At 48.7% G+C, this 19,776-nt stretch carries 21 protein-coding genes, 4 tRNA genes and 1 riboswitch; of the genes, 22 read left to right on the top strand and 3 right to left on the bottom strand.

The features are described 5' to 3' along the window. Positions 1-56: 56 nt before the first annotated feature. The 5 genes from astA to speD all read left to right on the top strand — a co-directional run bounded on the left by astA (position 57) and on the right by speD (position 4,493). On the top strand, positions 57-1,085 hold the full coding sequence (astA, locus tag QNM19_RS22860; RefSeq protein ID WP_049864902.1) for an arginine N-succinyltransferase: 1,029 nt from the start codon (positions 57-59) through the stop codon (positions 1,083-1,085). Between the two features lie 13 nt (positions 1,086-1,098). Then, positions 1,099-2,571, top strand: a complete 1,473-nt coding sequence (gene astD, locus QNM19_RS22855; protein ID WP_049864901.1) for a succinylglutamate-semialdehyde dehydrogenase — start codon at positions 1,099-1,101, stop codon at positions 2,569-2,571. Positions 2,572-2,768: 197 nt separating this feature from the next. Further along, on the top strand, positions 2,769-3,107 hold the full coding sequence (locus QNM19_RS22850; RefSeq protein ID WP_010386242.1) for a DUF3802 family protein: 339 nt from the start codon (positions 2,769-2,771) through the stop codon (positions 3,105-3,107). 82 nt (positions 3,108-3,189) lie between these two features. Beyond that, a complete protein-coding gene (locus tag QNM19_RS22845) occupies positions 3,190-3,603 on the top strand; it encodes an OsmC family protein (protein ID WP_049864900.1) in 414 nt (137 codons plus the stop codon). Positions 3,604-3,689: 86 nt separating this feature from the next. Further along, positions 3,690-4,493, top strand: coding sequence for an adenosylmethionine decarboxylase (speD, locus tag QNM19_RS22840; protein WP_010386245.1), 804 nt, complete (start codon positions 3,690-3,692; stop codon positions 4,491-4,493). A gap of 63 nt (positions 4,494-4,556) precedes the next feature. Here the strand turns inward: speD and QNM19_RS22835 are convergent, their stop codons facing one another. Beyond that, positions 4,557-6,650 (bottom strand): TonB-dependent receptor, encoded by a 2,094-nt coding sequence (locus QNM19_RS22835; protein WP_284027249.1) that lies wholly within the window; start codon positions 6,648-6,650, stop codon positions 4,557-4,559. Positions 6,651-6,755: 105 nt separating this feature from the next. Between QNM19_RS22835 and QNM19_RS22830 the strand changes: the two genes are divergently transcribed. From QNM19_RS22830 to QNM19_RS22795, 8 genes are all read left to right on the top strand, one after another. Beyond that, positions 6,756-7,145, top strand: coding sequence for an acyl-CoA thioesterase (locus tag QNM19_RS22830; RefSeq protein WP_049864899.1), 390 nt, complete (start codon positions 6,756-6,758; stop codon positions 7,143-7,145). Between the two features lie 140 nt (positions 7,146-7,285). Beyond that, on the top strand, positions 7,286-7,663 hold the full coding sequence (locus QNM19_RS22825) for an META domain-containing protein (RefSeq protein ID WP_049864898.1): 378 nt from the start codon (positions 7,286-7,288) through the stop codon (positions 7,661-7,663). A 28-nt stretch (positions 7,664-7,691) separates the two neighbouring features. Further along, positions 7,692-7,793, top strand: a riboswitch (TPP riboswitch). Positions 7,794-7,959: 166 nt separating this feature from the next. Continuing rightward, positions 7,960-9,912 carry a phosphomethylpyrimidine synthase ThiC gene (thiC, locus tag QNM19_RS22820; protein WP_049864897.1) on the top strand — a complete coding sequence of 651 codons (1,953 nt, stop codon included), beginning with the start codon at positions 7,960-7,962 and terminating at the stop codon, positions 9,910-9,912. Positions 9,913-9,952: 40 nt separating this feature from the next. Beyond that, the gene (locus QNM19_RS22815) at positions 9,953-10,972 is read left to right on the top strand and encodes an FAD-dependent oxidoreductase (protein ID WP_049864895.1); all 1,020 of its coding nucleotides are present in this window, start codon (positions 9,953-9,955) and stop codon (positions 10,970-10,972) included. Next, the gene (gene thiS / locus QNM19_RS22810; protein ID WP_049864894.1) at positions 10,969-11,166 is read left to right on the top strand and encodes a sulfur carrier protein ThiS; all 198 of its coding nucleotides are present in this window, start codon (positions 10,969-10,971) and stop codon (positions 11,164-11,166) included. Before QNM19_RS22815 ends, thiS begins: the two co-directional genes overlap by 4 nt. Positions 11,167-11,168: 2 nt before the next feature. After that, positions 11,169-11,960 carry a thiazole synthase gene (locus QNM19_RS22805; RefSeq protein ID WP_040644547.1) on the top strand — a complete coding sequence of 264 codons (792 nt, stop codon included), beginning with the start codon at positions 11,169-11,171 and terminating at the stop codon, positions 11,958-11,960. A gap of 84 nt (positions 11,961-12,044) precedes the next feature. After that, positions 12,045-13,565: a thiamine phosphate synthase gene (gene thiE, locus QNM19_RS22800; protein ID WP_049864893.1), complete on the top strand. Its 1,521-nt coding sequence runs from the start codon at positions 12,045-12,047 to the stop codon at positions 13,563-13,565. Next, complete coding sequence (locus QNM19_RS22795) at positions 13,562-14,314, top strand: HesA/MoeB/ThiF family protein (RefSeq protein ID WP_049864892.1); 753 nt, start codon at positions 13,562-13,564, stop codon at positions 14,312-14,314. Before thiE ends, QNM19_RS22795 begins: the two co-directional genes overlap by 4 nt. Before the next feature lie 315 nt (positions 14,315-14,629). Here the strand turns inward: QNM19_RS22795 and asd are convergent, their stop codons facing one another. Continuing rightward, positions 14,630-15,496, bottom strand: a complete 867-nt coding sequence (asd, locus tag QNM19_RS22790; RefSeq protein ID WP_284027248.1) for an archaetidylserine decarboxylase — start codon at positions 15,494-15,496, stop codon at positions 14,630-14,632. Positions 15,497-15,530: 34 nt separating this feature from the next. Beyond that, positions 15,531-16,583, bottom strand: a complete 1,053-nt coding sequence (gene rsgA / locus QNM19_RS22785) for a small ribosomal subunit biogenesis GTPase RsgA (RefSeq protein ID WP_058796943.1) — start codon at positions 16,581-16,583, stop codon at positions 15,531-15,533. A gap of 173 nt (positions 16,584-16,756) precedes the next feature. Between rsgA and orn the strand changes: the two genes are divergently transcribed. From orn to rplI, 9 genes are all read left to right on the top strand, one after another. Further along, positions 16,757-17,302 (top strand): oligoribonuclease, encoded by a 546-nt coding sequence (gene orn, locus QNM19_RS22780; RefSeq protein WP_010386260.1) that lies wholly within the window; start codon positions 16,757-16,759, stop codon positions 17,300-17,302. A gap of 172 nt (positions 17,303-17,474) precedes the next feature. After that, positions 17,475-17,550: transfer RNA gene (locus tag QNM19_RS22775), tRNA-Gly, on the top strand. 70 nt (positions 17,551-17,620) lie between these two features. Continuing rightward, positions 17,621-17,696 (top strand) — tRNA-Gly (locus tag QNM19_RS22770). Positions 17,697-17,812: 116 nt separating this feature from the next. After that, positions 17,813-17,888 (top strand) — tRNA-Gly (locus QNM19_RS22765). Between the two features lie 119 nt (positions 17,889-18,007). After that, positions 18,008-18,083: transfer RNA gene (locus QNM19_RS22760), tRNA-Gly, on the top strand. Between the two features lie 221 nt (positions 18,084-18,304). After that, a complete protein-coding gene (gene rpsF / locus QNM19_RS22755; RefSeq protein ID WP_010386261.1) occupies positions 18,305-18,646 on the top strand; it encodes a 30S ribosomal protein S6 in 342 nt (113 codons plus the stop codon). 30 nt (positions 18,647-18,676) lie between these two features. Continuing rightward, positions 18,677-19,006: a primosomal replication protein N gene (gene priB / locus QNM19_RS22750; protein WP_049865201.1), complete on the top strand. Its 330-nt coding sequence runs from the start codon at positions 18,677-18,679 to the stop codon at positions 19,004-19,006. 12 nt (positions 19,007-19,018) lie between these two features. Next, positions 19,019-19,246 carry a 30S ribosomal protein S18 gene (gene rpsR, locus QNM19_RS22745; protein ID WP_010386263.1) on the top strand — a complete coding sequence of 76 codons (228 nt, stop codon included), beginning with the start codon at positions 19,019-19,021 and terminating at the stop codon, positions 19,244-19,246. A 35-nt stretch (positions 19,247-19,281) separates the two neighbouring features. Next, positions 19,282-19,734: a 50S ribosomal protein L9 gene (gene rplI / locus QNM19_RS22740; protein ID WP_010386264.1), complete on the top strand. Its 453-nt coding sequence runs from the start codon at positions 19,282-19,284 to the stop codon at positions 19,732-19,734. Positions 19,735-19,776: the final 42 nt, after the last annotated feature.

Below are 19,776 nucleotides of genomic sequence, written 5' to 3'. Positions count from 1 at the left end.
GTCGCACCTGTGTGTGCGACTCAGCTATCTACATTTTTTGAGGAGTAAGCGGGCTCATGATGATCCTTCGCCCAATCCAGAAAAGCGATTATTCAGCGCTTTTGAACATTGCCCAGGAGTCGGGGCATGGCTTTACTTCATTGCCGGTCAATGAAGAATTGCTGCAAAACAAGATCGAACGTTCAGTTGCTTCATTTGCTAAAGAAACAGATGTACCTTTTGATGAAGGCTACTTATTTGTACTTGAAGACAGTGAAACAGGCGAAGTCGTTGGCACCAGTGCCATCGAAGCCGCAGTGGGTCTTGATGATGCCTTCTATCACTACCACTTAAGTAAAGTGATCCACTCATCGCGGACTTTGAATGTTTACAAAGCAGTGGATATTCTTACCCTGTGTAATGACTACACCGGTGCCACTGAGTTGTGCACGTTATTCCTGCGCGATAAATACCGTCGCGGATTAAATGGCAAATTATTGTCAAAGTCACGTTTCATGTTTATCAACCAGCATCGTGATCGCTTTGCAGAAACGGTGATTGCTGAGATGCGCGGTGTCTCTGATGAAAATGGCGACAGTCCGTTTTGGCAGTGGCTGGAAGAGCACTTTTTCTCGATGGATTTTCCAACCGCAGATTACCTGACTGGTATTGGTCAAAAAGTATTCATTGCTGAGTTGATGCCAAAGTACCCGATCTACGTCAATCTGCTTAGCAAAGAAGCGCAGTCTGTGGTCGGTGAAGTACATGACAATACCCGCCCGGCGATTGAGTTACTTAAGAGCGAAGGCTTTACGTTCAATGGCTACGTTGATATTTTCGATGCCGGCCCAACCGTAGAAGCCAAAGTCGACAATATCCGTACCGTGCGTGAAGTGCGCAAGTATACAGTCCGCATTGATGATCAGGTTAAGATCGACGCAGAAGGTTCCCCCGTGATGATAGCTAATGATAAACTAGCGGGATATCGTGCGACGGCACTGACGTTAACGTTACCAGAAAAAGCAACGGAAGTTGCTATCCCTGGTGCGGTAGCTAAGGCCCTTCAGATCGCTGACGGTGACACCGTTAGTATTGCAACTCTATAATTGGGAAAGAATTATGACAACACACGCAGCACAGTTTATCAATGGTGAGTGGCGCTTAGGTGAAGGCGCAGCGTTTGCGTCGGTAAACCCGGCAAACAACGAAGAGATCTGGCGTGCAAACGCGGCATCGGCAGCGCAAGTTGACAGTGCCGTTAAAGCAGCACGTGAAGCCTTCTATACCTGGAGCGAGCTGGCGTTTGAAGAGCGCCTGGCCGTAGTTAAGCGCTTTGCCGAGCTATTGAAAGAAAACAGTGAAGCCCTGGCTGTCGCCATTGCTCAGGAAACGGGTAAACCACTGTGGGAAACGCGTACTGAAGCGGGTGCCATGGTCGGTAAAATTGCCATTTCTGAAAAAGCCTACCACGAGCGCACGGGTGTGGTTGAAAACCCAATGCCAGTGGGCCGCGCTGTTATTCGTCACAAAGCCCATGGTGTAGTTGCCGTTTTTGGTCCTTATAACTTCCCGGGTCACCTGCCTAATGGCCATATCGTGCCGGCATTGCTTGCAGGTAACACAGTGATCTTCAAGCCATCAGAACTGACGCCTTATGTTGCAGAGCTGACATTGAAGCTATGGGAGCAGGCGGGTCTGCCAAACGGTGTGGTTAATTTGGTACAGGGTGAAGTTGAAACGGGTAAAGCATTGGCGTCGCACAAAGGCATCGATGGCCTGTTCTTCACTGGGTCTTCTCGTACTGGTCACCTGTTACACGAACAGTATGCTGGTCAGCCTGGCAAAATTCTGGCGTTGGAAATGGGCGGTAACAACCCACTGATCGTTAAAGATGTCGCAGATACCAAAGCGGCCGTACATGACATCATCCAGTCGGCATTTATCTCAAGTGGTCAGCGTTGTACTTGTGCACGTAAACTGTTCCTGCCTGAAGGTGAGCAGGGTGATGTGATCCTGGCGCAACTGCTTAAAGCGACTAAAGCGATTAAGATTGGTAACTATGATGCTGAAGATCAGCCGTTCATGGGCTCTATGATCTCTAACAACGCCGCTGCTGGTATGGTTGCAGCACAGCAACAGCTGGTTGAGCTTGGTGGTGAAATTTTGCTTGAGCTGACACATACAGAAGGCACAGGTTTTGTAACCCCAGGCATCATTGAATGTAGCAAAGTGACTGACTTCCCCGATGATGAGCACTTTGGTCCATTGCTGAAGGTTTTCCGTTACAACGACTTTGATGCGGCGATTGAAAAGGCCAACGACACCAGCTTTGGTCTGTCTGCCGGTTTACTGGGTGACAATCAGGCGGATTACGAGCACTTCTTGCGTCGCAGCCGTGCTGGTATTGTTAACTGGAACCGCCCTATCACAGGTGCTTCGAGTGCAGCTCCGTTTGGTGGTATCGGTGCATCTGGTAACCACAGAGCAAGTGCCTACTATGCAGCAGACTACTGTGCATACCCTGTGGCTTCGGTAGAACTGGACAAAGTAACTTTGCCAGGTACCTTGAGTCCGGGCCTGACAATCGAGTAAAATCCTAAATGGTGAGACTCCCCTTTATTATTAAGGTGGATTACCGTTAGATTCTCACCCTTTAGTATTGGAAAAAGCAGCCTTGCGTAAAACTTGGCTGCTTTTTTGTTGGTCAGCAAATATCAAAAGTAGCAATCAAAACTAGTTTCTGCTTAAATCAATAGGAGATGTCATTGATACATTCAGGTGGGCAATATATGGTTTTAGATAAACAAGGATACGATGAGTTAGTCATGTACCTAACGCAACACTTAGCCTTGTTTGAGAAGCCGGGTGTGGTGAAAGCCAATGCACCTAAGGTGTTGGAGTTAATAGAAGATGTGATTGCTGAGCACGTGATCCGCCTCTGTGAGCAACAGACCGGATTGACGACCGAACAACGTAGCCTGATTGTCAGAGAAGTTGACGGCATCGTGTATGATTTGCAGGAAGTACTCTCCAGCGTCACTGAGCAACGCGTAACCGAAGAACAACGAGAATTTATTGAAGAATTTGCCGGGTTAGTGAAGAACCTGTTCGATAATGCAATTAACTGACGCTGTTTTGGCTGTCAGGAATTAAAGATAACACCGCCTCATGGCGGTGTTATTAGTTTTAGGAACTAGAGGAATAATAAACATGCAAGCAAGTGTGAAGTGGGTTGACGGCGATACCTTTATTGGGCGATCTCATTCTGGTCATAATGTGGTTTTTGATACAGGTGCTGACAGTGCTGCACCTAGCCCGATGGAAATGGTGTTGATGTCAGCAGGTTGCTGCTCATCCGTGGATGTGGTGAGTATCCTGAAAAAAGCCAAACAGGATGTCAGTGATGTCACTGTGGAACTGACGGCAGAGCGCGCTGAGAGCGCACCTAGAGTATTTACAAAGATCAATCTACACTTTGTAGTGACTGGCAATAATGTGTCTGAAAAGCACCTGGCACGGGCCGTACAATTGTCTGCCGAGAAGTACTGTTCTGTGGCCTTAATGCTTGAAAAAGCAGTAGAAATTACCCATAGCCATGAGGTGGTTGAAAACAGCGCAAAATAGTGCTTTTTCGAGACGCTATTTTCGTATAAAATCCGCGAACTTTTATTTCTGCAGCGCAGATTTTCACGTTTTAAGGTGGGTCTATCGTGAACAAGCCCTTTGATAAAATTAAACTCCATGGCTTTAACAACTTAACTAAGAGTTTAAGCTTTAGTATCTATGATATTTGCTATGCAAAGACCGAGCAGCAGCGAAAAGAATATCTGGAATACATCGATGAACAGTACAGTGCTGACCGTCTGACCGACATTCTGCGCGATGTTGTCGATATCATTGGTGCCAATGTACTGAATATTGCGCGTCAGGATTATGATCCTCAGGGGGCGAGTGTCACCATTCTGGTATCAGAAGAGCCAGTAGAACAACAGACATTCGACAGCAATGAAGCGCCTGGTCCGTTACCGGATTCGGTTGTTGCGCACCTGGATAAAAGTCATATCTGTGTACACACCTATCCTGAAGCACACCCGCATGATGGTATTTGTACATTCCGTGCTGATATCGAAGTATCGACCTGTGGCATTATTTCTCCGCTGAAGGCGCTCAACTTCCTGATCCATAAGCTGGAATCAGATGTCGTGACCATAGATTATCGTGTACGTGGTTTTACACGTGACGTGAACGGCGTAAAACACTACATAGATCATGCGATCCACTCTATCCAGAATTATATGACGGAAGACACCAAAGAGGCATATCACATGGTGGATGTGAATGTGTATCAGGAAAACCTGTTCCACACCAAGATGATGCTAAAAGAAACCGATCTGAATACCTATTTATTCGGCATCACAACGGATGACCTGAATACTGAAGAAGAAGAGCAGATCCGTGAGCGTCTGAATAGAGAAATACAGGAAGTATTTTACGGTCGTAACCTGCCGGAATAATGACTTGATATTATTCGTTTGGAATATAAAAAAGGCGCTCATCGAGCGCCTTTTTTATTAGGCTTACAGATCGTATGTGAATGTCAGGCCAAATACCCGAGGCTCACCGTACTGAACATAGTTTTGCGCCGTGTAGCCATCACGTGGATCATTACCAAAGTAAAATCCTCTGACGGGCACGTCGCGATCGGCCAGATTACGTCCCCAGGCAGTCAATGACCATTGTTCACCATAATAACTTACACTGGCATTGATCAGGTTTTGGCTCGGAGCCTGCTCATTGTGGCTGTCCGAGAAGAAATAGTCATCTTTCCCTTCCAGGCCCAGTGTGACCACCAGGTTTTCCAGAATGCTGTAGTCTGCTGCGAACGCATATTGATATTTGGGTGCCTGTGCTTGCTCACGACCGTCGACGTTATCACCTGATGTGGTGATAAAGTCCTCAATTTTAGTATCGAGATAACCCAGACTGTAGTTTAGCGTCAGCCGATCTGTGATCAGACGCTGGCCTTCGATTTCCAGACCGTAGTTCTCACCTTTACCTGCATTACTGATGAAGCCCGCAAATTGCACACCATCAATTTGCCATTGCTTAAGCTGCATATCTTCGCGTTCCATATAGAAGGCAGTGACGGCAAGTGTGTGCTTTTTATCTTCAGATTGGCCTTTCACACCGAATTCAGCATTCCACAGGTATTCGGGTTCAAAGGAGAACGCTGAAGCGGGGATATTGAACCCTTCGTCTTTCGCTTTTGCCAGAGCTTCGCCATTGGCACCACCGACTTTATAGCCGCGGCTCAGGCTGGTGTAGATCATGGTACGTGGTACCACCTGATACTCCAGAGCCAGCTTACCGCCCATCATAGTCTCATCCTGATCTATGGTGAAGCCGTTAGTATCTGTGTACTCACTGTCATAGCGCTCAACTCGTAGCCCGGTGATCAAGCGAGTCTGTTCATTCAGATGCGTGACTTTCTGGCCAAATAGCGCCTGGCTGGATACATCATAGCTGGAGCGAAAATCAGTGTTTAACCAAGTGTACTGGCGAGTCAGGTCAACGTCACGACGCTGCGCGTAGGCACCTACAACCCAGTCGCCTTGTTTGTCTTTGAGCTTCACTTCCAGACTGCCGCGTTCATGATCGCGCAGGTACTTGTCGAAGCTGACATAGTGATCTGGGTGTAACCCGGCGGCGCACAGCTGAGGTTGGGTTGCATCATGGCAAGTCCAATCCTCATCGTAGCTATACTCAGTATCCGCTTGTAACCCCGTACCCTGGACTTCTACATCAAAGGCGCTCAGTCCGGTGTACAGTGCACTGAGTGCAAAGGCATCACTGTTTTGTGTGTCTTTACCTGGCTGGTTGGCTACGCTATTACGCGTATTATCCAAAGTGAATCCATCATAGCCGTTATCAATATCAATGTGGTGCACAGCCAGGCTCACAGTCAGTGTGTCTGTAAGCTGGCTGTTCAGTTTAAAACGTGCCAGTCGTTCCTGTTGATCCTGAGTCGGCTTATTCAGATACAGGTTATCGACATACCCGTCAGAGCCACGCTGATACAGACTGACACGGGCGGCCGTGTTGTCCGTTAATCCGGTACCCGCAGCCAGGCCCGCTTCGTAGCTGTTATAATTCCCTGCGCCGACGCGCAGTTTAAGAGCAGTATCTTGAGTGGGTGCATGAGATTGAAGATCGATGATCCCGCCCATTGCATCGGCACCAAAGCGGGTGCCCTGCGGGCCGCGATATAGGGTGACCTGGTCAATGTCGAATAGCAGAGCACTGCCACCCAGGCCAGAGTAATTAATACCATCGACCAGCATGCCAACACTGGGGGTGATTGGGTCGACAAACTGAGAGCGCAGGCCCACTCCGCGGATCTGTACAAAGCGGCCACGTGATGCCCCAGCAGTAAAGTTAACATTGGCTGTGCTGTTCAGTAGCTCATCGAGGTAACTGGCACCGCGGTGGGTCATTTCTACTTCACCCATCACGCTTGCACTGGCACTCAGCGTTTGCAGGGATTCTGTTTGGAAGTCGCCGGTGACTTCAATGGTTTCAAGGGGCGCAGCAGTGCGTGATTCGTCAGCCACGGCTTGGTATGACAGGGCAGCCAACAGGCTGGTGCTAAGCAGAGAAAGTTTAAGCTTCATGTCTTATCTTGTTCCATTTTTGATTGCGCACAGTGTAGCAAAAGCCCGACCAGTTAACAGTTAATATGTGTTATAAATTCGGCAACTTAGTGAAGAGGAAAAGCCATGACATTTAAGCTTGATTTCAAAGTCAGGGATTATGAATGTGACTTACAGGGCATTGTGAATAACAGTGTTTATTTTAATTATCTGGAACACGCCAGGCATGAGTTTTTGATAGCCAATGGTATCGATTTCGCCGCGCTGGCTGAGCAAAAAATCAATCTGGTGGTGATCCGCTCTGAAATGAATTATAAAGACTCGTTGAAGCCAGGCGATGCTTTTTACGTAGAAGTCGAAACATTGCGCGTCAGTAAACTGAAGTTCGCATTTGTTCAGCGCATTATCCGTACCCAAGACGATAAACTCATGCTGGATGCCGTTGTTACTGGTACATCGGTGAATGAACGCGGTCGTCCGTTCCTACCTCAGGAAATTGATCAGCTTTTCGGCTGATTTTTTTACTAAAAAGGCAGAAAATTACAGATTTTTACTGCCTTTTCCATACCGCCTGACGTTATAATATTAATCATATTTTAAGCGGTTGGTTTACCATGAAAATTTCCATTCTTTTATGCCTAATGTGCGTAATATTGATGGCATGTTCCAGTACAGGGAAGGTAACCAGGGAACAGCTTAAGCACTCTCACTGGCAGTTAACTCAGGTTGATGGACGTAGTGTTGCAGATGCTACTGCTATCGAAATCGAATTTCTCGATGCTTTACAGGTGGTTGGATTTGCGGGTTGTAATCGGTTTTTTGCTGAGGGCAACATGGAGTCTGATGTGCTCAAATTGGCTCAGTTAGGCATGACTCGCAAGTCATGTGGCGATGCGCTGGATACGCAAGAAATGCAGTTTCTGGAGATGTTACAGCAGGGCGTGACCGTTACCATCCAAAATAGCAAGCTACATATGCAAGGCCAGAAGATCTGGCAATTTAAAGCGCTGGACGCAGAGCCTTTGACTAACTAGGCGCGATTCAGTACACTTTTTCACAGTTCGTTACTTGTCGGAGTGCCCATTTGGGCTGAGATCGCAGTATTGCGGGATCCGTGGACCTGATCAGGTTAATGCCTGCGTAGGGAACAAGCTACCTAAGTTGGTATATCGCAAGATATCTAGGTTGCCAGCCATGTTGTGCCTGTGCCAACATGCTCCACTGAATGAAACCAGCACACAGTATTCACTGCTGTGAGTTTGGTTTGGACCCTTCTCGCTCCCTTTGTGGAGTTCTGACAAGACACCTTAACTTAATAATGAGGCATGTCATGTCAAACAACAGTAGCAAGTTATCACGTCGTGAGTCGCGCGAGGCCGCGTCGGACTTTATTTATAATCTTACCGGACAACCCTTTCCCAATTCTGAAAAAGTCTATGTTGATGGCGAGCAGGCGGGTGTACGCGTCGGAATGCGTGAGATTACCCTAAGCGATTCTTTTATTGGTGGCACTGAAGAAGATCCGATTTATGAGCAAAATGAGCCGGTTCGTGTCTACGATACATCGGGCCCTTATACCGATCCTGAGTTCAAGCTGGACGTGCGCACGGGGTTACCGAAATTCCGCGAACAGTGGATTTTAGACCGGGATGATACAGAGGTGCTGGAATCGGTCACTTCGCAATTTTCTCAGCAGCGTATGGCAGACGAAGGGTTAGATCACATTCGTTTTGAAAACTTGCCTAAAATACGCCGTGCTAAACCCGGGCAAAACGTTACGCAAATGCACTATGCGCGTCGTGGCATTGTGACCCCGGAAATGGAATATGTGGCGATCCGTGAAAATATGGGGCGTGCCAAGATCCGTGAAGAGTTACTGGCACAGCAGCACAAAGGTCAGTCTTTTGGTGCGGAGATCCCGGATTTCATTACCCCGGAGTTTGTCCGCTCTGAGATCGCTCGTGGTCGCGCCATCTTGCCAAACAACATCAATCACCCTGAAACAGAGCCAATGATTGTGGGTCGTAACTTCCTGGTGAAGGTAAATGCCAACATAGGTAACTCGTCGGTGACTTCTTCTATTGAAGAAGAAGTGGAAAAGCTGGTGTGGTCAACACGCTGGGGTGCAGATACGGTGATGGACCTGTCTACTGGACGTTATATTCATGAAACCCGTGAGTGGGTAGTGCGTAACTCTCCTGTGCCGATCGGTACGGTACCGATTTACCAGGCGCTTGAAAAAGTGAATGGCGTGGCTGAAGATCTGACCTGGGAGATTTTCCGCGATACTCTGATTGAGCAGGCAGAGCAGGGCGTGGACTACTTCACAATCCACGCAGGTGTACTGCTACGCTATGTGCCCATGACGGCTAAGCGTGTCACAGGTATCGTGTCACGTGGTGGGTCTATCATGGCGAAATGGTGTCTGGCGCACCATAAAGAAAACTTCCTGTACACACACTTCGAAGACATTTGTGAAATCATGAAACAGTACGATGTCTGTTTCTCTTTAGGTGATGGTTTGCGTCCGGGGTCAATTGCAGACGCCAATGACGAAGCGCAACTGTCTGAGTTACGTACCTTAGGTGAGTTGACAACGATCGCCTGGAAACACGACGTACAAGTGTTCATTGAAGGTCCGGGCCATGTCCCTATGCACCTGATCAAAGAAAACATGGATGAGCAATTAAAGCACTGTCATGAAGCGCCTTTTTACACGCTTGGCCCACTGACTACAGATATTGCACCGGGTTATGATCATTTCACATCGGGTATTGGTGCGGCACAAATTGCCTGGTACGGTACGGCGATGCTGTGTTACGTGACGCCGAAGGAACATCTGGGTCTGCCAAATAAAGAAGACGTGAAAGAGGGTCTGATCACTTACAAGATTGCGGCGCATGCGGCCGATCTGGCCAAAGGTCACCCTGGCGCACAAATTCGCGACAATGCTTTGTCTAAAGCACGCTTTGAGTTCCGCTGGCACGATCAGTTCAATCTGAGTCTGGACCCGGAACGCGCGTTGTCTTATCACGATGAAACACTGCCGCAGGAATCGGGTAAAGTCGCACATTTCTGCTCTATGTGTGGTCCTAAGTTTTGCTCAATGAAGATCACCCAGGATGTACGTGACTATGCTAAGCAGCTGGAAGCTGAGGGCATAGATCCAAACAACGCAGGCGAAGCCATCGCGATAAAAATGATCGACGTGGAAGCCGAAATGAAAAATAAATCACGCGAGTTCAAAGAGACGGGCTCAGAGCTATACCATAAAGCACTGTGATTGAAGACGGCGGGCCCAACTGGGTCCGCATGGAGGCAAGATGTCCCAGACAAATAAACCGCGTGTTGCCATCGTCGGTTTTGGCCTGATCGGTCGGGTGACTGCCCTGATGTTGGCCGAACACTATCACCTGAGTATCTTTGAACGTGACCCGGTCTCGGCGCCTTCCAGCGTTGGGACTTTAGCTGCGGCTATGCTCGCACCTATGGCTGAATCTGTGATTTGTGAGCAAGATCTGGCGGAGCTGGGCTTAGAAGCGATGGTCTTATGGCCGGAGTTACTGGCCAAACTTGAGACACCGGTCTTTTTTCAGCAGCAAGGGACCGTGATTGTTGCGCATCAGCAAGACAGGGGTGATTTACTGAGTTTTCAGCGTCGCCTTAAGCCTCTGGCTGGTCATCAGGCACAAAGCCTGGATGGCCGCGGCATTGGTGCGTTAGAGCCTGAGTTAGCCGGTCGATTTCATCAGGGGTTGTATTTACCTTGTGAAGGTCAACTCGATAATCTGGCATTCTTTGCAGCGAGCCTCAGTACATTACAGAAAATGGGCGTGTGCTTTCATGAAGGGGCTGATGCACAGATCGAACAGGGTCGTGTGAATGGTGACGCGTTTGACTGGATCATCGATTGCCGCGGGTTAGACGCAAAAGCACAGAGTCCAGGGTTGCGTGGCGTGCGGGGTGAAGTTGCACGCATTCATGCGCCTGAGGTGAACTTACAACGCCCAGTGCGTCTTATGCATCCGCGTTATCCTCTCTATATTGCACCTAAGCCAAACCATGAATTTGTGATAGGTGCCACCGAAATTGAGTCTCAGGATCGGGGCGATATCACAGTGCGTTCGACGTTGGAGTTGTTATCGGCGGCTTATACGGTGCACAGCGGTTTTGCCGAGGGACGCGTGATGTCATTACGTGCAGGGTTACGCCCGGCATATAAAGACAATCGCCCACAAATCAGTGTTACAGACAATGTGATCCGAATTAATGGTCTGTATCGACACGGCTTTTTGCTGGCACCTGCGGTGGTGAAACAAGCGTTACAACAAGGGGTATTATGAATATTAGTTACAATGGTCAGGCACTCACGTTGTCGCAGCCACACTCACTGTTAGAGGTAATTGAAGCACAGGGGGCGAAAGCGCCATACGCGGTTGCGCTCAATGGCCAGTTTGTACCGCGCAGCGGGCTGGCGGAGCAGCGATTGCAAGAAGGTGATAGCATTGAGTTGTTATCGCCGATTCAGGGAGGCTGATGATGCAGACTGATACACCTTTCACGGTTTATGGAGAGCAGTTTGACAGCCGATTGTTGATAGGCTCTGCACTTTATCCCTCGCCGGAAGTGATGCAGCAAAGTTTGCTGGCTTCTCAGGCACAAATCGTGACAGTTTCTTTACGGCGACAAAATTCTGTGTCTGCCGGGGATGATTTCTGGCAATTGATCAAGGATACTGGCTTGCGGGTATTACCCAATACCGCCGGGTGTCACAGTGTTAAAGAGGTGGTGACACTGGCGCAAATGTGTCGCGAAGTGTTTGCCACTGACTGGATAAAGTTGGAACTCATCGGGGATGAATACAACTTACAGCCAGATCCGATCGCGTTGCTCGAAGCAACCGAGATTTTAATAAAGCAAGGGTTTAAAGTGTTGCCCTACTGCACCGATGACTTAGTGGTGTGTCAGCGTCTGGCGGATCTGGGCTGTGAAGTCCTGATGCCCTGGGGGGCTCCCATAGGTACTGGTAAAGGTTTACTCAATCCCTATAATTTGCAAACTATTCGAGAGCGTTTGCCTAATCATACCCTGATTGTCGATGCAGGGCTGGGTTTGCCATCTCATGCCGTTCAGGCGCTGGAGCTGGGTTATGACGCGGTATTGTTAAATTCGGCCATTGCGGGTGCCGGGTGTCCGGTGACTATGGCCAGCGCCTTTCATCACGCGGTTGTTGCCGGGCGTGCTGCCTATGTGGCGCAAGCGATGCCTGAGAAAGAGGTGGCGGCGCCTTCTACCCCAACTATGGGTATGCCTTTTTGGCATCAGAATTAAACACACGTTTACGTGTCGTGAAGACTGTGTGGCGCATCACATTTAATAATGCGCCCATGTTCAACAGAATAAGTAGGAGTAATTGTGGCTGAACTGGTATGGACCATTGCAGGGTCGGACTCGGGTGGGGGAGCAGGCATACAGGCTGATGTGAAAGCTATGCACAGCTTTGGTGTGCAAACCTGCACGGCCGTAACCGCACTGACGGCGCAAAATAGCCTCGCGGTAGAGGAAATTAACGCGGTGTCCAGTGAGGTACTGGAATCTCAGTTACTGGCGCTTGAAGCTGATTTAAAAGCGACTGTGATTAAGATTGGCATGCTGGCTAATAGTACGCAGATCCAGTTGGTTGCAGAGCATCTGGCACAGTACAAAAGCCGCTGGGAAAGACCGCCTGTGGTGGTTTTTGATCCTGTTGCGATTGCATCCAGTGGCGATGCGCTGACCGAAGAAGATACCCTGGACGCGCTGAAAAAGTACCTCTTGCCGCTGGTTGACGTGATCACGCCCAATACGCAGGAAACACAGGTACTGACTGGGGTATATCTGATTGGCCCAGACGCAGTCAGAGACGCTGCCCGTAAACTGAGGGATCTGGGGGTGAAATCGGTGATTATTAAAGGTGGTCACTGGGATTATCCTAATGGTTACTGTATCGATTATTGCTGGAGCGAAGGCGAAGAGTATTGGCTTGGCAATGAGGCAATACAAACACCACACAGTCATGGCACTGGTTGTAGCTTTGCATCCTCTGTCGCCGCGTGTCTGGCGAAAGGCTACCCTATCAAAGATGCCTTTATTCTGGCCAAAGCCTATATCAATCAGGGGCTGAAAGTGGCACAGCGATTTGGTGAGGGCAGGGGGCCACTGGCCCATGCTGGATTCCCTGAGCAGATCAGCGATTTTCCACAGGTCATAGAAGCGGGTAGCTGGCTGGGCGATGAGCTGGAGTTTGCGGTTAGCGAAGAGTTTAACTTTGCTGCGGGTTTTGCGCCGGTGGGAGAAGAGTTGGGGCTCTATGCTGTTGTTGATTCTGTAGACTGGGTGGAAAAGTGCCTGGCTGAGGGCGTGAAAACGGTGCAACTCAGAATCAAGCAAGCTGACGAGGCTACGCTTGAAGAAGACATCCAGTGTGCTATCACACTGGGGGAAAAGTATCAGGGCCGGGTCTTTATAAACGACCATTGGGAACTGGCTATTCGCCATGGGGCTTATGGTGTCCATCTTGGTCAGGAAGATTTGGATTCGGCTAATCTGGTTGCCATTCAACAGGCGGGTTTACGTCTTGGGGTATCAACACATGGCTTTTACGAAATGCTACGCGCTCATAACTACCGGCCGAGCTACCTGGCGTTTGGGGCGATATACCCGACCACGACCAAAGACATGACAGGTCAAATCCAGGGGCTGGAGAAACTCAGACATTTTGTGCCCCTGATGCGTGAGACTTACCCCACGGTGGCTATTGGGGGGATCGACCTGACTCGTGCTCCTCAGGTCGCTGCAACGGGTGTCGGGAGTGTTGCTGTGGTACGTGCCATTACCGAGGCCAGTGATCACAGGCAAGCGATTATTGACCTGAAGCGGGCCACTGGCGAATCATGAGTACAGAACTCAGTGACAAAGAGCGGCTGAGGTATAGCCGCCATTTACTGCTCAATGCGGTATCTGAAGCTGGCCAGATCCGGCTCAAAGATGCCCGGGTGGCCGTGATAGGGTGTGGTGGCCTGGGAAGCCCTGCGTTGTTTTATTTAGCGGCAAGCGGTGTTGGTCAGTTGACCTTTTGTGATGATGATGCAGTTGAGCTGTCGAATTTACAAAGGCAGATTTTGTATAAGATCAATCACATTGGCCAGTCAAAAGCAAAAGCAGCAGGGAAAGTCTTAACGAGTCTGAATAATCAAATATCACTTATTCCGCTGTCATTAAAACTCGACACGAGCAACATAGACACGGTACTGCAAGACAGTGACTGGATCCTTGATTGCAGCGATAACTTCGCCACGCGCTACTTACTGAATCAGTATTGTCTGCGTGAACGTAAAGTGCTTATCTCTGGCGCAGCGTTGGGCACTCAGGGACAGTTTATATCATTTGACTTCAGAGCATCGTCTCCTTGCTATCATTGCGTCTTCCCTGAATCGCCAACGTCTACCGAATTAAATTGTCAGAATGCCGGGGTCGTCAGTCCTTTACTTGGCATGATTGGCTCTATGCAGGCGATGAAAGCGGTCAGTTTGATTGTCTCTGGTGTACCAGACAAGGCGAGCGAAATGATAGTAGTTGATGCGTTAAGTTTACAGCAGAGGCAATTTACATTGGAAAAAGATCCTACCTGTACTGTGTGCTGCTAATGCTGTCATGTTACTGTGTTTTCGTATTGTCGATTTATTCATCAATAAGGAAACATTATGAAAATCACACTCTCTAAAAAAAATCTCAAACAATTAAGCTCGCAAAGACGTGAGATAAACCCACAGGAAACCCCTAAAGTGGCTGGTGGGGTTTCAGTCCTTGCGCCTTGCCACACAGGCCCCGCAGGTTCGTGCGTCTGGTCTGTGTGTACACTGATTGGGTGCCCGTAACGCTCAACGAAGCGCTATACCATGGCACTCTGACACAAAAAAGCCCGCATGCGCGGGCTGTTTTAGTGTCTTATCTGGGTGGGTTTATTCACGAATGGTCGCGAATGGCGTACCCATTCGGGTAACGGTCTCTGGTAACTGGTTTGCCAGGAAATCGGCTTTATCTTCTCCCCAGGCCAGGATCACCGTTGAGCCCAGCTTAAAGCGGCCCATTTCGTCGCCTTTTTTCAGCTTAACGGCGTTGTCACCCTCGGTCGGGTAATCCCAGCTGAAGACGTCTTTGCCTGCGGGTGGGGTCACAGTACCAGCCCAGATGGTTTCAATGCTGGCTACTATGGTTGCGCCCACCAATACCATGGCAAGGGGACCTATTTCAGTGTCGAAAATAGCCACAACGCGCTCGTTACGTGCAAACAGGTTCGGGACGTTTTGTGCCGTCAAAGGGTTAACTGAGAACAGGTCGCCAGGCACGTAGATCATCTTTTTCAGCGTACCATCAAGGGGCATATGAATACGGTGATAGTCTTTGGGTGCCAGGTAAATGGTGGCAAATTTACCACCCAGATACGGCGCTACATCTGACTCTTTGCCACCCAACAGGGTTTGCAGGCTGTAGTCATGGCCTTTGGCCTGAATGATCTGACCATCTACTACATCGCCCAGCTGGCTGATGGCGCCGTCAACCGGGTGTGCCACGATGCTGGCTTCTTCAGCAAGCGGACGGATCCCCGGTTTCAGCGGGCGGGTAAAGAATTCATTAAAGGTTTTATAGTGAGCTGGATCTTCATGCAGCGCTTCACTCATGTTTATCTTGTATTGTTTGATAAACAGTTTAATTAAGGTGGTTGTCAGTGCACCCGCTTCGGCTGCTGCCAGTTTTCCCACCAAACGTGATACGGCATGTTTGGGTAAAGCATATTGCAGGGCAATTTTTAGTTTATCCAAGTTCACTTTTATTATTCCTGAAAAAATTTTGAAGATAGTATCAAACTCTTGGCGCGCGCGCACCTGCACGGCCATCTGCCATTGACTCCAGAATGCGGTGATAGCTGTCGAAGCGCAGTTCGCTTATTTTGCCTTCGTCAACCGCTTCCAGGATCAGGCAACCGGGATCGTTGAGGTGTTTGCAGTCTCGAAAACGGCAGCCACCGATAAACTCACGGAACTCTTTAAAGCACCAGGTCACGCGCTCTACTTCGAGATGCCACAGACCAAACTCACGGATCCCCGGGCTGTCGATCAGGTTACCGCCACTGGGTAAGTGATGTAGTTTAGAGACGGTTGTGGTGTGCTGACCCAGGCCACTGTTTTCGGATACTTCCTGGGTCAGGATGGCTGCATCAGGCAATACCGTATTGACCAGCGTTGACTTCCCGACCCCAGACTGACCAACGAAGATATTATTCTTTTCTGTCAGCAGGGCTTTGAGTTCATCGATCCCTTCGCCAGTCTTGTTACTGACCAGTAAGACGCGGTAACCTAAGTCGCGATAGATATCCAAGACTTCATCGACATAGTCGAGGCCTTCGTCATCGAGCAGGTCAACCTTGTTGAGTAACAGAATTGGTTCAATACCCATGTCTTCACAGGCGACCAGGTAACGGTCAATGATCTGTGGGGTAAATTCAGGCACCACGGCGGACACCATTAAAATCTGATCTATGTTGGCTGCCACCACCTTAACCCCATCATAAAAATCCGGACGGGTCAGCTGAGAGCGTCGAGGCTCGACGGCTTCTATGACGCCGGCCAAATCGCCTTCGCTCACTTTGGCGCGACGGAAAATCACTTCGTCACCACACACTAAACTGGTGACGGTACGGCGGATATTGCAGCGTAGCACGTCGCCATTTTCGCACTCGACATCGGCATGTTGCCCAAAGCGGCTGATCACCACGGCAGGTTCTGTGGGGCCCAGATTGTCTGTTTGCCAGCTTACCTGAGTGTCGGATTGTTGTTTCGCTTTATGCAAGCGTTTTTGGTGATTGGCACTGATCCGTCTGGATTGGCCCTTACTGAGTTTTTTGCGTTTTGCCATATCTAATAAACTCGCGACACGATTTATTGCTATCGAGTGGTATACAGGCCAATCATGGACTATAACTCAATAAATTGCCCCGCTTTGTAAAAAAAAGCTTTTGGTCGAGTGATGAAGCTAATATGATATATCTAATTGCATTGGATCTAAAGGAAAGTACCGTTAGGTAGTGTATGTCTTTTCATGAATCAAACCTGATCTGGCTCGACTTAGAAATGACGGGTCTGGAACCTAAAACAGATAGGATCCTCGAAATTGCCACTGTGATCACAGACTGTGATCTTAATGTACTGGCTGAGGGACCTGTAATTGCTATCCATCAAAGTGATGAATTACTTGATAATATGGATGAATGGTGCACAAACCAGCATGGCCGCTCAGGCCTGACTGCGCGTTGTAAGGCCAGTTCTCATTCTGAATCTGATGCAATCAAACAAACCTTGGACTTCCTGAAGCAATGGGTACCGCCGGGCAAATCGCCTATGTGTGGTAATTCGATTGGTCAGGACCGTCGTTTCCTCAATAAATACATGCCTGAGCTGGAAGAATACTTCCACTACCGCAACCTGGACGTTAGCACGATTAAAGAGCTGGCACGTCGCTGGAAGCCTGAGCTGTTAAACGGGATCCACAAAAAGAGTTCTCATCTGGCTCTGGACGACATTAAAGACTCCATTATGGAGTTGAAGGTCTATCAGCAAAAATTCTTCAATCTTTAAAAAATTTAGAAAAAGTACTTGCAATGCTTTTTCTATCTTGTAGAATCCTGCCCCGCTCAAGACGGCAAACATTGTTTGTTGCTTGTGCGTGATGCGGCACTAGCTCTGCTGCTAAAACGTTAGACGCGACCAGTCGCGCACTAGCGTTTGAAATAATAGAGCAAACTATGAAGCGGCACTAGCTCAGCTGGTAGAGCGCGACCTTGCCAAGGTCGAGGTCACGAGTTCGAACCTCGTGTGCCGCTCCAATCTATAATCAGTTTACTCAACTGACTAAATAACGAGTTTGTATTGGATTATATTTCCATACCCCGTGATGCGGCACTAGCTCAGCTGGTAGAGCGCGACCTTGCCAAGGTCGAGGTCACGAGTTCGAACCTCGTGTGCCGCTCCAACACTTCTTCAGGTGTATAAACCAGATACTTTTTATGAAGCAGTACTAGCTCAGCTGCTAAAACGTTAGACGCGAACCTTCGCGCTCCAGCGTTTGAAACATGAGTAATCAGGAATGCGGCACTAGCTCAGCTGGTAGAGCGCGACCTTGCCAAGGTCGAGGTCACGAGTTCGAACCTCGTGTGCCGCTCCAACACTTCTTCAGGTGTATAAACTAGATACTTTCTATGAAGCGGCACTAGCTCAGCTGCTAAAACGTTAGACGCGACCCGTCGCGCACCAGCGTTTAAAACAATCGAGCAATTATGGAATGCGGCACTAGCTCAGCTGGTAGAGCGCGACCTTGCCAAGGTCGAGGTCACGAGTTCGAACCTCGTGTGCCGCTCCAACTTCCTCTTGTTTTCGACCTTCATTTTATCCTTATTTTTTCATTCTGACTTACTCACTCAACTTTAAATCTTATTCCACCAATTTTCAGCGATAAACTGATTGCTTATTTTTAGCACGACACGTAAAATACGCGCTCTTTCGGCCTAACTAACTTTAGTTCCTTGCCTTACCCCGACTGGCCGAAACGGGACAAGGCTATATTAACCGTAAGGAATATCCATGCGTCATTACGAAATCGTATTCATGGTTCACCCAGACCAAAGTGAGCAAGTACCTGGTATGATCGAGCGTTATACTGGTGCCATCACAGAAGCTGGCGGTAAAATCCACCGTCTAGAAGACTGGGGCCGTCGTCAACTGGCTTACCCAATCGAAAAGCTTCACAAAGCACACTATGTTCTGTTGAACGTTGAAGCACCTACTGAAGTAATCAGCGAGCTTGAAACTTCTTTCCGCTACAACGATGCAGTGCTTCGTAACCTGGTTATGCGTACTAAGAACGCTGTAACTGAAGCGTCTCCTCTTGCTAAAGAAGAGAAAAAAGAAGCAGCAACTGCTTAATCGTTATTGATTCGGAATTGACCTGGTAGTTTGGTGAGCACTCAGTCTGAACTGTATACAAACCAGCTGGTATTATCTGGCACGGTCTGTAAGCCACCTAAGTACAGTCAAAGCCCCGCGGGCATCGCGCATTGTATTTTTGTTTTAGAACATAAATCGATGCAGATAGAAGCCGACCTAAATCGTAACAGTTATGTGCGTATTCAGGTGGTTGCCAGCGGACAGCAGTTCCGGACTCAACTAGAGCATTTATACGTTGGGCAGACCTTACAGGTACGCGGTTTTTTAAACCGACACGAAAGTCGCAGTGGCTTGAGTCAACTTGTATTACATGCACAACATATCGAAAGAATTAATTGAGGAAATTTACTCATGGCACGTTATTTCAGACGTCGTAAGTTCTGCCGTTTCAAAGCGGAAGGCGTACAACAAATCGATTACAAAGATCTGGCTACTCTTAAAAACTATGTAACTGAAAGTGGCAAAATCGTACCTAGCCGTATCACAGGTACTAGCGCTAAATACCAGCGTCAGCTAGCAACTGCTATCAAGCGTGCTCGCTACCTAGCCCTTCTTCCGTACACTGACTTACACAAGTAAGCAGCTGATTAACAGTTTTTAAAAGGTGTAGAGACATGCAAGTTATTCTACTAGACAAGATCGCAAACCTAGGTGGCCTAGGTGACCAGGTTTCAGTTAAATCTGGTTTCGCACGTAACTTCCTTTTCCCTAAGGGCAAGGCAGTTCCTGCAACTAAAGCTAACATCGAAACTTTCGAAGCACGTCGTGCTGAGCTTGAAGCGAAAATCGCTGAAGAGCTAACTGCTGCACAAGCGCGCGCTGAAAAACTAGAAGCACTTGCTGAAGTGACTCTGGTTTCTAAAGCGGGTGACGAAGGTAAGCTATTCGGTTCTATCGGTACTCGCGATATCGCCGACGCTATCACTGCAGTAGGTCTTGAAGTTGCTAAGTCAGAAGTTCGTCTGCCTACCGGTACTATCCGTGAGACAGGTGAGTTCGACGTAACTATCCAGCTTCACACTGACGTGACAACAGCTATCAAAGTAATCGTGATCGCTGAAGCTTAATTTTATTAAGCCCCAACCGCGCGCATCTGTGCGCGGTTGTAT

This window comes from Pseudoalteromonas ardens (assembly GCF_030125445.1).
GTDB lineage: Bacteria > Pseudomonadota > Gammaproteobacteria > Enterobacterales > Alteromonadaceae > Pseudoalteromonas > Pseudoalteromonas ardens.
The sequence above is the reverse complement of the archived record's forward strand: the minus strand, read 5'-3'. Positions and strand labels throughout refer to the sequence as shown.

Coding starts and splice junctions, on each gene's coding strand:
- orn (WP_010386260.1), top strand. CDS start 16,757: ATGTCTTTTCATGAATCAAACCTGATCTGGCTCGACTTAGAAATGACG.
- rpsR (WP_010386263.1), top strand. CDS start 19,019: ATGGCACGTTATTTCAGACGTCGTAAGTTCTGCCGTTTCAAAGCGGAA.
- astD (WP_049864901.1), top strand. CDS start 1,099: ATGACAACACACGCAGCACAGTTTATCAATGGTGAGTGGCGCTTAGGT.
- astA (WP_049864902.1), top strand. CDS start 57: ATGATGATCCTTCGCCCAATCCAGAAAAGCGATTATTCAGCGCTTTTG.
- QNM19_RS22850 (WP_010386242.1), top strand. CDS start 2,769: ATGGTTTTAGATAAACAAGGATACGATGAGTTAGTCATGTACCTAACG.
- QNM19_RS22815 (WP_049864895.1), top strand. CDS start 9,953: ATGTCCCAGACAAATAAACCGCGTGTTGCCATCGTCGGTTTTGGCCTG.
- QNM19_RS22830 (WP_049864899.1), top strand. CDS start 6,756: ATGACATTTAAGCTTGATTTCAAAGTCAGGGATTATGAATGTGACTTA.
- QNM19_RS22805 (WP_040644547.1), top strand. CDS start 11,169: ATGCAGACTGATACACCTTTCACGGTTTATGGAGAGCAGTTTGACAGC.
- rplI (WP_010386264.1), top strand. CDS start 19,282: ATGCAAGTTATTCTACTAGACAAGATCGCAAACCTAGGTGGCCTAGGT.
- thiS (WP_049864894.1), top strand. CDS start 10,969: ATGAATATTAGTTACAATGGTCAGGCACTCACGTTGTCGCAGCCACAC.
- rsgA (WP_058796943.1), bottom strand. CDS start 16,583: ATGGCAAAACGCAAAAAACTCAGTAAGGGCCAATCCAGACGGATCAGT.
- QNM19_RS22835 (WP_284027249.1), bottom strand. CDS start 6,650: ATGAAGCTTAAACTTTCTCTGCTTAGCACCAGCCTGTTGGCTGCCCTG.
- QNM19_RS22845 (WP_049864900.1), top strand. CDS start 3,190: ATGCAAGCAAGTGTGAAGTGGGTTGACGGCGATACCTTTATTGGGCGA.
- thiC (WP_049864897.1), top strand. CDS start 7,960: ATGTCAAACAACAGTAGCAAGTTATCACGTCGTGAGTCGCGCGAGGCC.
- QNM19_RS22825 (WP_049864898.1), top strand. CDS start 7,286: ATGGCATGTTCCAGTACAGGGAAGGTAACCAGGGAACAGCTTAAGCAC.
- rpsF (WP_010386261.1), top strand. CDS start 18,305: ATGCGTCATTACGAAATCGTATTCATGGTTCACCCAGACCAAAGTGAG.
- QNM19_RS22795 (WP_049864892.1), top strand. CDS start 13,562: ATGAGTACAGAACTCAGTGACAAAGAGCGGCTGAGGTATAGCCGCCAT.